Source organism: Streptomyces sp. S.PNR 29 (assembly GCF_030386795.1).
In the GTDB taxonomy this organism is placed as follows: domain Bacteria; phylum Actinomycetota; class Actinomycetes; order Streptomycetales; family Streptomycetaceae; genus Streptomyces.
Genome location: NZ_JANUQM010000009.1, coordinates 225,634 through 238,198 on the forward strand (window position 1 = coordinate 225,634; position 12,565 = coordinate 238,198).

Here is a 12,565-nt window from a genome sequence, read left to right on the forward strand (position 1 = left end):
AACCAAGGCTCCGCCACTTTAGAGGATCCAGAGACCTTCGCGTGCTCTCCCCCGACAACGCCATGTTCGGCACCCACGAACTCATCACCCGGGTCACAGAAGACACAGGTGACGCCGGTAACTTGGGCGTCGTACTCGCGCTGCTCACCTCTGGGACCTGGGCCACCCGAGACGACGTCGCCGACGTACTGCGAGTCGATCCCGCCACCGTCATGCGCTATGCACGGCAGATCCAGTCCAGCGCCTCCGATCGCATCGTCAGCAACGCGGCTCAGCCCGATTCGCAGGCCCAGGCGCACGCCATGCGCAGGGAAGGCACGCTCCTGCCACAGTCCGGGAGACCGGATCCGGCCCGGAGAGTTACCGTCGAAGCTATGCGCGAAGCTCTGGGCACCGCTGCACCATCCCAACCGCGCCGCGCCTGGCTGGTCCGGGCCTCCGACACGGGCCCCTCTGACCTGCTACAGGACTGGCTGAACGAGGGGTACTGCGGCGTCGAGGCGTCACGCTTGCGGGTGTTGGAGCCGGGCAGTGGCGAGGATGCCGTACGTCTCGCCGTGGAAGCCGATTACGCCCATCTCGCCCAAGTCGCCCTGAGAGACAAAAGCGCGGAGATCCACCTCTTCCTGAACCGGATGCGTGAGGGTGACCTCGTGCTGACCCCGGCCAGGGAGGGTGACCAGTTGTATCTGGGGGAGGTCACGTCGGGCCCTCACTTCACCTCGGACCGCACGGTGGCCCTGACCCGCAGTGTGCGCTGGCTCAACACCGCGGCTCCTATCGATCCCTTCGAGGACGACATACCGGACGGCCTCAACGGCAAGCTCGGCGTCCAACTCAGCGTCGTCGACCTCACAGACCTCGCCGACGACCTCGCCGCCATGCTGCCGACCGAGGCCGGTGCTACCCCACCTCCGCCCCGTCGCAGTCTGCACCTCCCCGGGCCGGACGCCCGGTTGGCCGAAGATCTGCATATCCGTCCGCAGGATCTCGACGACTGGATCGAACTCCTCAAGGAACGGCCTCAGCTCGTCTTCTACGGCCCGCCGGGCACTGGCAAGACGTATCTCGCACGCAAGCTCGCTCTGCACCTCACAGCAGGACGACGTGAACGCGTCACCCTCGTACAGTTTCATCCCTCGTACGCCTACGAGGACTTCTTCGAAGGGTTCCGCCCACGCCAGGGCAAGGACGGGCAGCCCGGATTCGAACTCGTGCCCGGCCCATTCCGGCGCACCGTCGAGAACGCCCGCAAGGACCCATCCAGCCCTCATGTCCTGATCATCGACGAAATCAACCGGGCCAATCTGGCTCGGGTCTTCGGAGAGCTGTACTTCCTGCTGGAGTACCGCGACGACATAGTGCATCTCCAGTACGGAACCGACGACGGCAACGGCTTCACGCTCCCGCGGAATGTCGTCATCATCGGGACGATGAACACGGTCGACCGGTCGGTGGCACGCGTCGACGCGGCCATGCGGCGACGCTTCTCCTTCGTTGAGCTGCATCCCACCGCCGAACCCACCTCGTCCATGCTGCGCAGCTGGCTCCGCAGCGAGGGACTTCCGGACACCGCAGCCCTACTCATGGAAGAGCTCAACAGCCGCATCGCCGAGCGGGACTTCCAACTCGGGCCGTCATACTTCATGCGTCGTTCGCTGTATGAGGAGCCGGGCGCGCTCGCCCGCGCCTGGCGGACCTCGATTCTGCCGCTGCTCGCCGACCAGGAACCCGGCGACACCATCGATCGGTTCTCGCTAGACGAGATCCTCGACGAGCTCGGCATCGAGGAGGCAACACTGCTGCGTCAGGCCCCCTCAGCTGACGAAGCTCCTGGCGAGGATGTCAGCGGTCCGGCATGACGCGCCTCGACCTGTCCGAGAGCGGCAAAGCCATTCAAGCGGAACTCAGCCCGCGACAAGCAGCTGCCCTAACCTCGTCTCGCATCGTGCGAGTGGAGCCAGGCCGCCGCCCGGGTCTGTGGCGAATCAGCGGCAACCGGCTCGTCGGCGCCGCGCGAATCGGGGGCATCGACGTCCGCATCGCACCTAAGACACCGGTCGCACGCCTGCTGTTCCTCCTGGCGTACACCGCGGCTCCGGACCGCTGGTACTCCGAGCCCATCGAAGCATCGGAGCGTGACGGACTGCTCCCGGCGGTGGCGTACGCTTTCGTCAGAGCCGCTGAGCGCGGCCTCCGCCACGGCGCCCTACAGGGGTACGTCAGTGTCGACGCGACGCTCCCCGTCGTGCGCGGCCGTATCCGCCATGCCGACCAGCTGCGCCGGCACTTCGGCAGATCCTTCCCCGTGGAAGCCAGCTACGAGGAATTCACCGAGGACATCCCAGAAAATCGCATCCTACGCTCGGCGGCCCGGCGTCTCTTGGCTCTCCCGGGAGTACCGGCAACGTGCCGTCCCGAGCTCAGGCGGGTGATCGCCGCACTCCCCGATGTGGGAGACGTGCCATCGACGCGGGCCTTGCCCGACTGGACTGCCGGCCCCGACAACGCGCGCCTGCGTACTGGAATCCGTCTCGGCGAGCTCGTCCTGCGAGGAGCTTCGTACGAACTCAACGACGGCGGAACCGTCCCCGTGGATGGCCTGCTGATCAATATGGAAAAGGTTTTCGAGGACTTTGTTGCTGCATCGCTCCGGGAAGCACTCCGTCCGTACTCCGGATATGTGATCACCAATGGCGGCCGCCACTTCCTCGACGAGGCGCACCGGATCCGCCTGCTCCCCGATGTCATTTGGTGTCGCGGCGACGGCACAGCTGCCGGGGTGGCCGACGCCAAGTACAAGGCAGACTCTGTGCGTGGCTTCCCGAACGCCGATCTCTACCAGATGGCCTCGTACTGCCTCGGTCTGGGACTCGACCGCGGCCACCTCATCTACGCTGCGGGCGAGAGACCAGCCCTGCGTCACACCGTTCGGCACTCGGGCATTGAGCTCATCCAGCACACCGTGCCGCTGGCTGCTGAGCCACCCGCAGTACTCACCGCCATGTCACGAATCGCCGCCGCACTCACTAACAAATCATGATGGTCTGACCAGAACGCCTCAAGAAGGCTCAGCAGCATCCCACCACCCGACAGTATTCCCCGCCCTCTTCCTCCCTAAGTTCACGGATCAGGCCGATCAGCTATAGCGAAGATCGCTACGGTAAGAGCCTGGACGCGAGGGAGGGGACCCCAAACCATGAGAGCGGACACGGTCGACCTGCGGCGGATCTTCGGCAGGGACGTGCGCTACACGGTGCCGCTGTTCCAGAGGCCGTACGTGTGGAACCGGGACGACAACTGGTCGGCCCTGTGGGAGGACATCCGCCGCACCGTCGAGCGGGCCGAACAAGCGGCATCGACCGGGGAGACGGTGGCACCGCACTTTCTCGGAGCGGTTGTTTTCGACGAGACCCCGTACCTTTCATCAAGTCTGGAGACGCGGCAGGTCATCGACGGCCAACAGCGTCTGACAACACTACAGTTGTTCCTGTTCGCGGCTCGCCTGTCGGCGGCGGCTCTCAACCACGAGCGCTCCGTACGCCTGCTGAGTAAGTTCCTGGAGAACGACGAAGATCTGTTCGACCGCGCCCAGCATCCCGACCATCTCTACAAGGTCTGGCCGACCAATGCGGACCGTGACGAGTTCCGCGCCGTCATGCTCGGCCAGGGAGGGGGAGGACGGCTCGCCGAAGCCGTCGCCTACTTTCAGCGGGAGATTAACACATGGCTGGCGGAAGCAGCTGAGTCGCAGGAGCGGCTGGCGATGCTGGTGCATGCGCTGCGGGAACAGCTGCGTTTAGTCATCATCGACTTGGAAGAGCACGACGACGCGCAGGTCGTCTTCGAGACGCTGAACAGCCGCGGTACACCGCTGGAGCACGCGGATCTGATCAAGAACCTGCTGTTCCGCGACGCCGAACGTGCCGGTGCGGACGTCGACCGGCTCTACAAAACGTACTGGGCGCCCTTCGACCAGGACGAATGGCGCGTGGAACAGACGACTGGCCGCATTACGCGAAGCCGCCTCGACGTGTTCCTGACGTACTGGCTCACGATGCGTACGCAGCGCGAGTTCACTGCCTCCGCCTTGTTCAAGGAGTTCGAGCGCTGGCTGCTCTCGTCTGCCGTCCCTACGGAAGACGTCTTTGCCGAGCTGACGCGATACGCCGAGATCTATGACCTCATCGACGACCATCCGCTGCACGGCGTCGAGGGACGGTTCCTGTATCGGATGAAGGTCCTTCAGACCTCCACTCCGATGCCCCTGCTCCTCTTCCTCTACGGCCTGGACGAGTCCGTGCTGCCACTGCAGCGCCGACGGCGGGCGATCCGGGCCATCGACAGCTACCTCGTACGCAGGGCGGTGCTCAATCTCAGTACTCGCGACTACAACAACGTCTTCCGTGACCTGGTCGCGGCCGTAGCCCGACAACCCGACCGCGCGGACGAAGCCGTCATCAAGGCCCTCTCGGCAATGCAGGGCCACCACCGTCATTGGCCAAGCGACTCCGAGTTCCGTGCCTCGTTGGAACAGGACCCCATCTATTCCCGCTTGGTCCGGCGCAGCGTACGCATCCTCCTGGAAGCACTGGAGGACGAGTTGCGCACCGACCACACCGAACAGCTCACCGTCCCCGTCGGCGAACAGGCCGGCGCAAAGTTGACCATCGAGCACGTCATGCCGCAGAGCTGGCGCGACAACTGGCCGCCCCTTGAGAACGATCCGTCTGAAGGAGCCGACCGCGACGAACTGGTCCACACACTCGGCAACCTGACACTGGTCACCGCCCGCCTGAACCCCACTCTGGGCAACATGGCCTGGGAGGACAAGCGGCAGTGGCTCGGCAAGCACAGCCTGCTACGCCTCACCCACGGCACGTTGCTCAGTGCTCCATCGAACACTGACATCAGCGACTGGGCGACCACCTGGGACGAGCATCGAATCCGCACGCGGGGCATGTACCTGGCCTCGCTGTCCTTGGATATCTGGCCGCATGCCGACGATCTACGCACCGACCCGTTGTCTTCCGAACACCACAACACGTGACGGCACAATCAGCACCTTCATGCGAATTTGCTGCTGCAATACAAGTGCGGGTAGAGCCACCGCGCTGGCAGTCCGCCACCTGGGAGAAATCTGGGAGAAGATCTTCTCCCAGAGCCCTCGCGACACCTCCCGAGACCGACCACCACCAACTCCCTGACCTGTGCCTATACCATCGATAGCAGACGGGCAACGTGATCGAACCTCGTTCGGGACGAAGAGGTCGTGGGTTCAAATCCCGCCACCCCGACAGAGAAACACCAGATCAGGGGCCTGATCCGCTTAGCGGGTCGGGCCCCTGAGTGGTTCGGGGGGCCATTCTGGGAGCCATTTGGGAGCCGACTCCGGAATCCGGCTCCCGGCCACCTCCCCGAGCTCCTGGCGGAGGGAGCTGCCCGTCACCCCGCTTGCACCCCTGAGGCTGCTGATCCAGCCCCCACACGATCAAGCATCCATCTCGGTGGACGCCTACCGCATGTTCGGGGAAAGGGCGGCCCTCAGCGTGCTCAGTGTCGCGGCGAACTGCGCCAGGGACGGTTCGGTGGTCGCCGAGCCGATCCGTCTCCGCAGCTCCGTTTCGAAGACCTCGGCCGACCCGCTCATCAAGTCCTGCCCGTCGAGGGTCAGTTCGACGATCGCCGAGCGCCGGTCGTGAGGGTGGGGGCAACGCCGGCAGTACCCGGCCGCCTCGATGCGGTCGACAACCTTGCTGGCGCCGCCTGCTGTGATCGCGAATTCCCGCGCGATGTCCTGGATCCGGCGTCCGGGGTGGTGGGTGAGGAACCGCATGACCAGGAACCAGGTGAGAGGCAGGCCGTACTCCGCGCGAAGCCGGGTATCGAGGGCGTTCCACAGCTCGGTCTCCAGCCACACCAGGTCCTGGTGCAGCCGCTCGAGGTCAACCAACGGGCACCTTCCGCGGGAGGGGTCGAGCGCACTCATTGGTGCGGCACGTCTGCGCCTATGCCATGGGCCTGGCCGGCGGCCCGTAGATGTCCGGCCGGTCGTCCTTGAAGTCGTCGTGGTAGACGACCTCGTCGAAGCGCAGGCGCAGTCCGTGCTTGTCGAGCAGCGGGGTCACGATCGCGTCCAGTCGCTCGCGGTGGTCCTTGGTCCGGGCCTGGACGTATGCCTCCCGTACCTCTTCCGGCTCGCCGGCCAGGACGTCGTCCATGCGCTCGCGGATGTAGCGCTTGAGGTTGATGTGCTCCATGTAGACCTCGCGTACACCCGCCTCGACAAGCTGTCCGAACAGGTGGTCCAGCAGTTCGGGCCGGGTGGCGAAGTGGGGCAGGAGCGGGCCGACGAAGGCGAAGACGGGTACTCCAGCCTCGCGGAGTTCGGCGAGGGTCCGCAGGCGACGGGAGGCGAGCGGGGCGCGGACCTCCAGCCAGCGGCTGACCTTGTCGTCGGTGGTGGTGACCGTCATGCCGACCTCGGCCCTCGGCAGGCTGGTGAGCAGGTCGATGTCGCGGGTGACGACGGGTGACTTGGTCAGGATCCGGACCGTGCCCGGGTAGTCGACGGCGTCCAGCTCGCGCAGGATGCCGCGGGTGAGCCGGTACTGCGTCTCGTGGCCCTGGTAGGGGTCGGTGACCGAGCTGAGCACGATGGTGCCCCGGCGCTTGTGCTCGGGCATCTTCGCCAGCTCCTTGCGGGCGAGTTCGACCGCGTTCTTCTTGACGTACAGGTAGTTGCCCCACTCCTTGACCGGCTGCCCGAACTGCCGTCCGGCGAAGCTGGCGTAGCAGTAGGCGCAGCCGAGCACGCAGCCGGTGTAGGGGTTGATGACGTAGTCGATCGACGGGATCTTCGACCGCTGGATCAGCGTCTTCGCTTCGATTTCGACCGGCTCCATGAGCTGGCTCTCCTCTCCCCGGCGGCCAACAGCGGCTCGACGCGGAACATTCATCCATGGAAGTTGCTTCCATGGAATGTATATGCCTAGTCTGGGCGCGGCAACTCCGGATGACGCCCGCCGACCCCGGTTGCGGCGCACGAAAGCTGCCGATATGCCCTGCCGTCAGAGGTAAAGGAGAGTTCTGTGCCCGGTCCTGCCTTCAACTCCGTGGCCTGGTTCGAGATCGGCACCGGCCAGCCGGAAGAGGTCAAGCAGTTCTACGGCCAGCTGTTCGACTGGGACTTCCAGCTCAACACCAACACGCCCGGCGTGAACTACCACGCCGTCGTCGCGCCGGGTGCCCAGCAGCCCAGCGGTGGCGTGTGGGAGTCGGAGGGCAAGTTCCCCGACTACGCGATCTTCTACGTCTTCGTCCAGGACGTCGCCGCGACCGTCCAGCGCGCCGAGGAACTGGGCGGCAAGGTGCTCATGGCGCCGATCACCGACGCCGCGGGCCTCACTTTCGCCCGCCTGCAGGACAGCGCGGGCCACCACTTCGGCGTGTTCTCCGCACCCGCCCCGTGACACCTCGCCCGCGCGGCCTACGCACGGATCCACCGTGCGCCGCCCCCGGCGGACCGGCCCTGTGACGGATCCCGGCCGGTCCGCCGCCCACCCCGGCACCGCCAAGAACCCACGCGTCAGCAGCCGGAAGGTTCCCGAATGTCCAGCGCCATCAGCGAGAAGATCCCGGTCCGTGTCTACGGCGGCCCCACCACCCTCATCGAGTACGGCGGGCTCAGGTTCGTCACCGACCCGACCTTCGACCCGCCGGGCGAGTACCCCATGCCCCTCCCCGGCGACCACAAGCTCGTCAAGACCGAGCCCGCGCCCGTCACCGCCGCCGACCTCGGCCCCGTCGACGCCATCCTGCTCTCCCACGACGAGCACGACGACAACCTCGACGACGCCGGCCGGGCGTTCCTGGCCGAGGTGCCGGTCGTCTTCACCACGGTCAGCGGCGCCGGACGCCTGGGCGGCAACGCCCGCGGCCTCGCCTTCTGGCAGACCGCCGAACTCAAGCGGCCCGACGGCGGCACCGTGACCGTCACCGGCCTGCCCGCCCGGCACGGCCCCGAGGGCTGCGAGCCGATCACCGGCGACGTCGTCGGCTTCATGCTCACCTCCGACGACCTGCCCTCGGTCTACCTCAGCGGCGACAACGCCAACCTGGAGCACGTCAAGGAGATCGCCGAGAAGTTCGCCCCGGTGGACACCGCGGTCCTCTTCCTCGGCGGCGCCCGCATGGACTTCGCCTTCGACAACGCCCTGCTCACCCTCGACAGCGCCCTGGGCGCCGAGGCCGCCAAGCTCCTCGGCGCACGCAGGGTCGTCCCCGCTCACTACGACAGCTGGGCCCACTTCAAGGAAGGCCGCAAGGAAATCGAGGCCGCCTTCACCGAGGCCGGCCTCGCCGACCGCCTCGACTTCGCCCGATAAGCCACCACGCAACCGGCCGCAGAGCGTCGGCAGTGGACCGCGCTCTCCCTCCATGGGGAAGCAGAACGTCCGGCTTTCCCACGGCCCGGCGCCCGACCAGGAAAGGCAGACTCATGCACAGGATGACCGACGAGCAGTGGCGGGCCTTCGTCTCGCAGGGCACCCGCACCGGCAAGCTGTCGACCGTCCGGGCCGACGGCAGCCCGCACGTCACACCGGTCTGGTTCCTGCTCGACGGAGACGACGTGGTGTTCAACACCGAGAAGGACGGGGTCAAGGGCCGCAACCTGGTCCGGGACGGCCGGTTCGCGCTCTGCGTGGACGAGGACCGACCTCCGTACGCCTTCGTCCTGCTCCAGGGCAGCGCCGAGATCTCCGAGGACCCCGACGAGACGCTGCGGTGGGCCGGGCGGCTCGGCGCCCGTTACATGGGCGAGGACCGCGCCGAGGGGTACGCCGCCCGCAACGGCGGCCCCGGCAACCTCCTCGTCCGGGCACGCATCGAGAAGGTCGTTGCGTTCGCCGGCATCGCCGACTGATCCCACGGCCGACGGCGCCGAGCACCGAGCTCACCTCGCCGCCGGAGGCCACTCGGCCTGTTCCTGTGCCCGCAGCCACAGCACCAGGTGCCAGTCCTGGTCGTTGGCGAGCGGGTCGGCCGTGTGCGCGGGGCGGCCGTCGACGGTCGAGGGCAGGACGAAGGCGCAGGTGGCGGAGCCGTCCTCGCGGTAGTTGGCCATGTTGGCACGCAGGATCGCCTCGGCGAGCCGGTCGGTGCCTTCCGTGCGCAGCGTGGCCGGGAGGCGCAGGAGGGTGGTGGCGGTCAGGGTGCTCCAGTAGTGGGGGAAGACGTCTCCCCACAGGCGGTGAGCGCCGAACCAGTAGCCGTCCCAGTGGCGGATCGCTATGCCGTGCAGGCGGACGTGGGGTTGCGGGCCGCCGAAGGCCAGCAGCCACGGCAGCCGTTCGGCCACCGCGTCGTGGAAGGCGGGGTCCCCGGTCAGGGTGTGGGCGTCGACGAGGAGATCCAGCAGGGGAGCCACGATGGACTGCTCGTAGGCCACCTCGTGGGCGGGCAGTCGCCTGCCCATGCGGGCGAACTGCCGCGCACTGTCGACCAGTTGGTCTCGTAGTCTCTTGGTGCGGTCTTCCTGCCCGGTGGTGTCCAGGCTGTCGCAGACGGCCAGCGTCGTCGGGGACAGGCAGATGGACAGGTGCGTGGCACCGCCGAGTTCGAAGCCGCGCTCGATGATGCGGGCGGCGAGGTCGAGGTCCTCCGGCCGGCCGTGGGCGCGGTGCCGGTCGTGGAAGAAGTGGGCCAGCCAAGGGGTGTCGTACAGCCGGGGCCCCGTGTGCCAGTTCTGGGAGCCGCGGCGTGGGGCGGCGGTCTCGTCCAGCAGATGGCTGCGGGCGAAGCGGGCCCAGCCGTCCAGCAGGGGTTCGGTCTCCTCCGGGTCGGCCAGGCCACGGGCGGCGGCGGCCTGGAGCAGCAGCGGCATGGCGATCCGCTCGGAGCCGTCCGTCCAGTCCGACCAGCCGTTGGTCGACTGGGTGAGACCGGTCCGGGTGTCCACCGGCACGAAGGCGTGGGCGAGCAGGCCGGGCCGTTCGCGGGCCCGCTGATGGCGGGTTATGTAGGCCGCCCGGCGTCGTACGACCTCCTCCAGCGGCAGGTGGAACAGGACCTCGGTACGGGCCCCGTCACCGAGGTCGAGCGTGTACGTGCCGTGCCGGGAAGCTGTGACCTGGTGGCGGCCGTCCGTATCGCGCTCCACCGTCACCCCGGGATCCGGGCTGCTCACCGAGGACGCGTCGACGGTGATCGGCTGCCCGGTCTCGGCGGCGTAGGCCGAGAAGACGGCCGGCGGCCTGGTCGCGGCGGTGAAGTCCGCGACCGCCCCGTACCAGCCCAGCTCCCATGCCACGGTCGCCGACTCCTCCGGCGCCAGACGCAGCACCGGCTGACCGCCGAACGCCTCCGGATTGCGGGCCTGGTCGGTGACCAGCAGCACCAGGTGACCGCGTGCGTCGGACAGCGAGTTCTGGTTGCGCGACTCGACCGCGTACGCCCGTAGCGCCCCCTCCCGCATGATCAGCCCCAGGCACCGCCCCTCCCCCGACATCGGCTGCGCCAGCACCCACGCCCAGGTCCCGCCGGTGAACACGTGCGCATGCACCGCCCGGTCGAGGGAGCGCTCCGCGCCGTCGTACAGGTCGGCGAACGGCGTCTGGATGCCCAGACCGGTGATCGTGAGCGCCTCCTGGCCGGTGTTGACGACCGAGTACCGCTCGTGCAGCAGGCCGCCGTGTACGGAGCGCCGTACCTTCACGCGGACCCCGGGCAGAGGCGTGTGCACGGCCTCGATCGCCCCGTCCGCCATCCGCAGTTCGGCGGGTGTGTGCCAGCGGGCGCCGCCCCGGTCCGTGACCAGGTGTCCCGAACCCCACTGGTGCTCGACCGAGTGCCACGCGGTGGCGCCGGGATCCAGCAGGAACCGGCGGTCCCGGTTCTGCTCGTCGACGAATTGCAGGGGGGCGCCGGTGACAGCATCGAGGACGACGTGACCCGAACCGAAGGCGAGGACCTCCGGAACGGCAACACCCCGTACCACTACGCCGACTCCTGACGTGCACTCACCGCACGCCCGGCCGCCCGTAGCGCGCTCAGCGTGGCGGCGAACGTCTCCAAATCCTGCTCAGGGAGCACGGAACCGATCCGTGTGACGAGCTCGGCCTCGAAGACCTCCATGGCTCTGTCCACCAGGCGACGTCCCTCGGGCGTGAGCTCGATGAGCGACGAGCGCCGGTCGTTCGGATTGGCGCGCCGCCGGCAGTAACCGGCGGCCTCGATACGGTCGACCACCTTGCTGGTGCCGCCGACCGTGATCCCGAACTCCTCCGCCACGTCCTGGATCCGGCACGCCGAGCGCCGCGCCAGCAGTTGCATCACCTCGAACCACGTGAGCTGGAGGTCGCATTCGGCACGCAGCCGCGCGTCGACGGCGTTCCACAGCTCGATCTCCAACTGCACCAGGTCGTGGAACACCAGCTTCAGATCCACCACAGTCATCTTCCACAGAACATTCTTCCAACGAATTGGTTAATGATATCCATGGACCGATCGTGTCTGTGGGATGACTGCCGGTTCAGGGCCTTCAAGCCAGCCCGTGCTGCTTCGCGTACGCGTTCGCCACGTCCTGCGGGTCCTTCTTGTCCTTGTCCACCTGTCGGTTCAGCTCGGTCAGCTGGGCGGTGGTCAGGGCGTTGCCGAGGCGGGCGAGGGCCTTGCGGACCGTGGAGTCGGCCTTGCGGTCGGCGATGAGGGGGACGACGTGCTGGCCGGGGATGAGGTTCTTGGGGTCGGTCAGGACCACCCAGTGGTTGGCCTGGATGTCGGTGTCCGTGGTGAACAGGTTGGCCACGTCGACATCGCCCTTCTTCAGGGCACCCTTGACCAGCGGTCCGGAGGAGTCGAGGGACTTGAACTCCTTGAACTCCACGCCGTAGACCGCCTTGAGGCCCACGACGCCGACCTCCCGCTTCTTCACCTCGGGTGCGGCGCCGAGGACGAGCTTGCCGTTCTGCTTCTTCAGATCGGCCAGTGAGGTCAGGCCGTACTTCTCGGCCGTCTCCCGGTGACGACGAAGGCGTCCGAGTCCTCGGCCATGCCGTACGGCAGTACCTGGAGGCCGTTGGGCAGCGCGATGGTGAGGGCGTTCTTCACGCCGGCCGCGTCCAGCACGGCGGCGTAGAGGTAACCGAGCACCTGGTTCTCAGTGAAGTTGGCGGTGCCGATGGTGATTCGGTGGGTGAGGCGCACTGGACGAGGTGGCCGCCGGTACGGAAGATCGCGATCTGGTCGCCCAGCCGTACGGCCTCGTCGATGTCGTGGGTGACGAAGACGATGGTCTTGCTCAGGGGTCCTCGGCCGAACTCACCGGCGGGCAGGCGGAGAAGCTGGCTGCTGTGCCCGGTGTGGTGTCGCTGAGCCGAAGTATGGTCCACCGGGCCGCCGACGCCCGGGGCGGCGCCGTACCGCCCGATGCCCGGCAGACTGCTTCGGCGCGGCCGGCCGGGGCTGCCGCCCCGGCCACGAGCACCGCGAAAGGCCGCTCCGGCACGCGCGGCGCATCCCCGACCGCCCCCGCTGCCCGACGTCCCCGGTCTCCTCGGCCTAA

Annotated in this window: 10 protein-coding genes and 2 pseudogenes; 6 read left to right on the top strand and 6 right to left on the bottom strand. The window is 67.5% G+C overall.

Going from position 1 to position 12,565, the window contains the following annotated elements:
• Nucleotides 1–41 precede the first annotated feature (41 nt).
• From NW895_RS24465 to NW895_RS24475, 3 genes are all read left to right on the top strand, one after another.
• Nucleotides 42–1,862: an AAA family ATPase gene (locus tag NW895_RS24465; protein WP_289938063.1), complete on the top strand. Its 1,821-nt coding sequence runs from the start codon at nucleotides 42–44 to the stop codon at nucleotides 1,860–1,862.
• Nucleotides 1,859–3,043 (top strand): restriction endonuclease, encoded by a 1,185-nt coding sequence (locus NW895_RS24470; protein ID WP_289938064.1) that lies wholly within the window; start codon nucleotides 1,859–1,861, stop codon nucleotides 3,041–3,043. The genes NW895_RS24465 and NW895_RS24470 overlap by 4 nt, the downstream gene beginning before the upstream one ends.
• A 156-nt stretch (nucleotides 3,044–3,199) precedes the next feature.
• Entirely contained in the window at nucleotides 3,200–5,050 is a 1,851-nt protein-coding gene (locus tag NW895_RS24475; RefSeq protein WP_289938065.1) for a DUF262 domain-containing HNH endonuclease family protein, read from the top strand.
• A gap of 465 nt (nucleotides 5,051–5,515) precedes the next feature.
• On the opposite strand, the gene NW895_RS24480 is transcribed toward NW895_RS24475, so the two are convergent.
• A complete protein-coding gene (locus tag NW895_RS24480) occupies nucleotides 5,516–5,953 on the bottom strand; it encodes a MarR family transcriptional regulator (protein ID WP_289938066.1) in 438 nt (145 codons plus the stop codon).
• A gap of 55 nt (nucleotides 5,954–6,008) precedes the next feature.
• Nucleotides 6,009–6,905, bottom strand: coding sequence for a radical SAM protein (locus NW895_RS24485; protein ID WP_289938067.1), 897 nt, complete (start codon nucleotides 6,903–6,905; stop codon nucleotides 6,009–6,011).
• A 186-nt stretch (nucleotides 6,906–7,091) separates the two neighbouring features.
• On the opposite strand from NW895_RS24485, the gene NW895_RS24490 reads away from it, so the two are divergent.
• From NW895_RS24490 to NW895_RS24500, 3 genes are all read left to right on the top strand, one after another.
• Nucleotides 7,092–7,472 carry a VOC family protein gene (locus NW895_RS24490; RefSeq protein WP_289938068.1) on the top strand — a complete coding sequence of 127 codons (381 nt, stop codon included), beginning with the start codon at nucleotides 7,092–7,094 and terminating at the stop codon, nucleotides 7,470–7,472.
• A gap of 138 nt (nucleotides 7,473–7,610) precedes the next feature.
• Nucleotides 7,611–8,387, top strand: a complete 777-nt coding sequence (locus NW895_RS24495; RefSeq protein ID WP_289938069.1) for an MBL fold metallo-hydrolase — start codon at nucleotides 7,611–7,613, stop codon at nucleotides 8,385–8,387.
• Between the two features lie 113 nt (nucleotides 8,388–8,500).
• A complete protein-coding gene (locus NW895_RS24500) occupies nucleotides 8,501–8,926 on the top strand; it encodes a PPOX class F420-dependent oxidoreductase (RefSeq protein ID WP_289938071.1) in 426 nt (141 codons plus the stop codon).
• A gap of 30 nt (nucleotides 8,927–8,956) precedes the next feature.
• Here NW895_RS24500 and NW895_RS24505 read toward each other — a convergent pair whose 3' ends face one another.
• The 4 genes and pseudogenes from NW895_RS24505 to NW895_RS24520 all read right to left on the bottom strand — a co-directional run.
• On the bottom strand, nucleotides 8,957–10,999 hold the full coding sequence (locus tag NW895_RS24505) for a hypothetical protein (protein ID WP_289938073.1): 2,043 nt from the start codon (nucleotides 10,997–10,999) through the stop codon (nucleotides 8,957–8,959).
• Entirely contained in the window at nucleotides 10,999–11,457 is a 459-nt protein-coding gene (locus tag NW895_RS24510) for a MarR family transcriptional regulator (RefSeq protein ID WP_289938075.1), read from the bottom strand. Before NW895_RS24510 ends, NW895_RS24505 begins: the two co-directional genes overlap by 1 nt.
• An 85-nt stretch (nucleotides 11,458–11,542) precedes the next feature.
• Nucleotides 11,543–12,189, bottom strand: a pseudogene (locus NW895_RS24515) (ABC transporter substrate-binding protein); the annotation flags it as partial.
• Nucleotides 12,189–12,305 (bottom strand): annotated as a pseudogene (locus NW895_RS24520) (ABC transporter ATP-binding protein); the annotation flags it as partial. The pseudogenes NW895_RS24520 and NW895_RS24515, both read right to left, overlap by 1 nt.
• Nucleotides 12,306–12,565: the final 260 nt, after the last annotated feature.

Coding starts and splice junctions, on each gene's coding strand:
- NW895_RS24470 (WP_289938064.1), top strand. CDS start 1,859: ATGACGCGCCTCGACCTGTCCGAGAGCGGCAAAGCCATTCAAGCGGAA.
- NW895_RS24475 (WP_289938065.1), top strand. CDS start 3,200: ATGAGAGCGGACACGGTCGACCTGCGGCGGATCTTCGGCAGGGACGTG.
- NW895_RS24485 (WP_289938067.1), bottom strand. CDS start 6,905: ATGGAGCCGGTCGAAATCGAAGCGAAGACGCTGATCCAGCGGTCGAAG.
- NW895_RS24495 (WP_289938069.1), top strand. CDS start 7,611: ATGTCCAGCGCCATCAGCGAGAAGATCCCGGTCCGTGTCTACGGCGGC.
- NW895_RS24500 (WP_289938071.1), top strand. CDS start 8,501: ATGCACAGGATGACCGACGAGCAGTGGCGGGCCTTCGTCTCGCAGGGC.
- NW895_RS24510 (WP_289938075.1), bottom strand. CDS start 11,457: ATGACTGTGGTGGATCTGAAGCTGGTGTTCCACGACCTGGTGCAGTTG.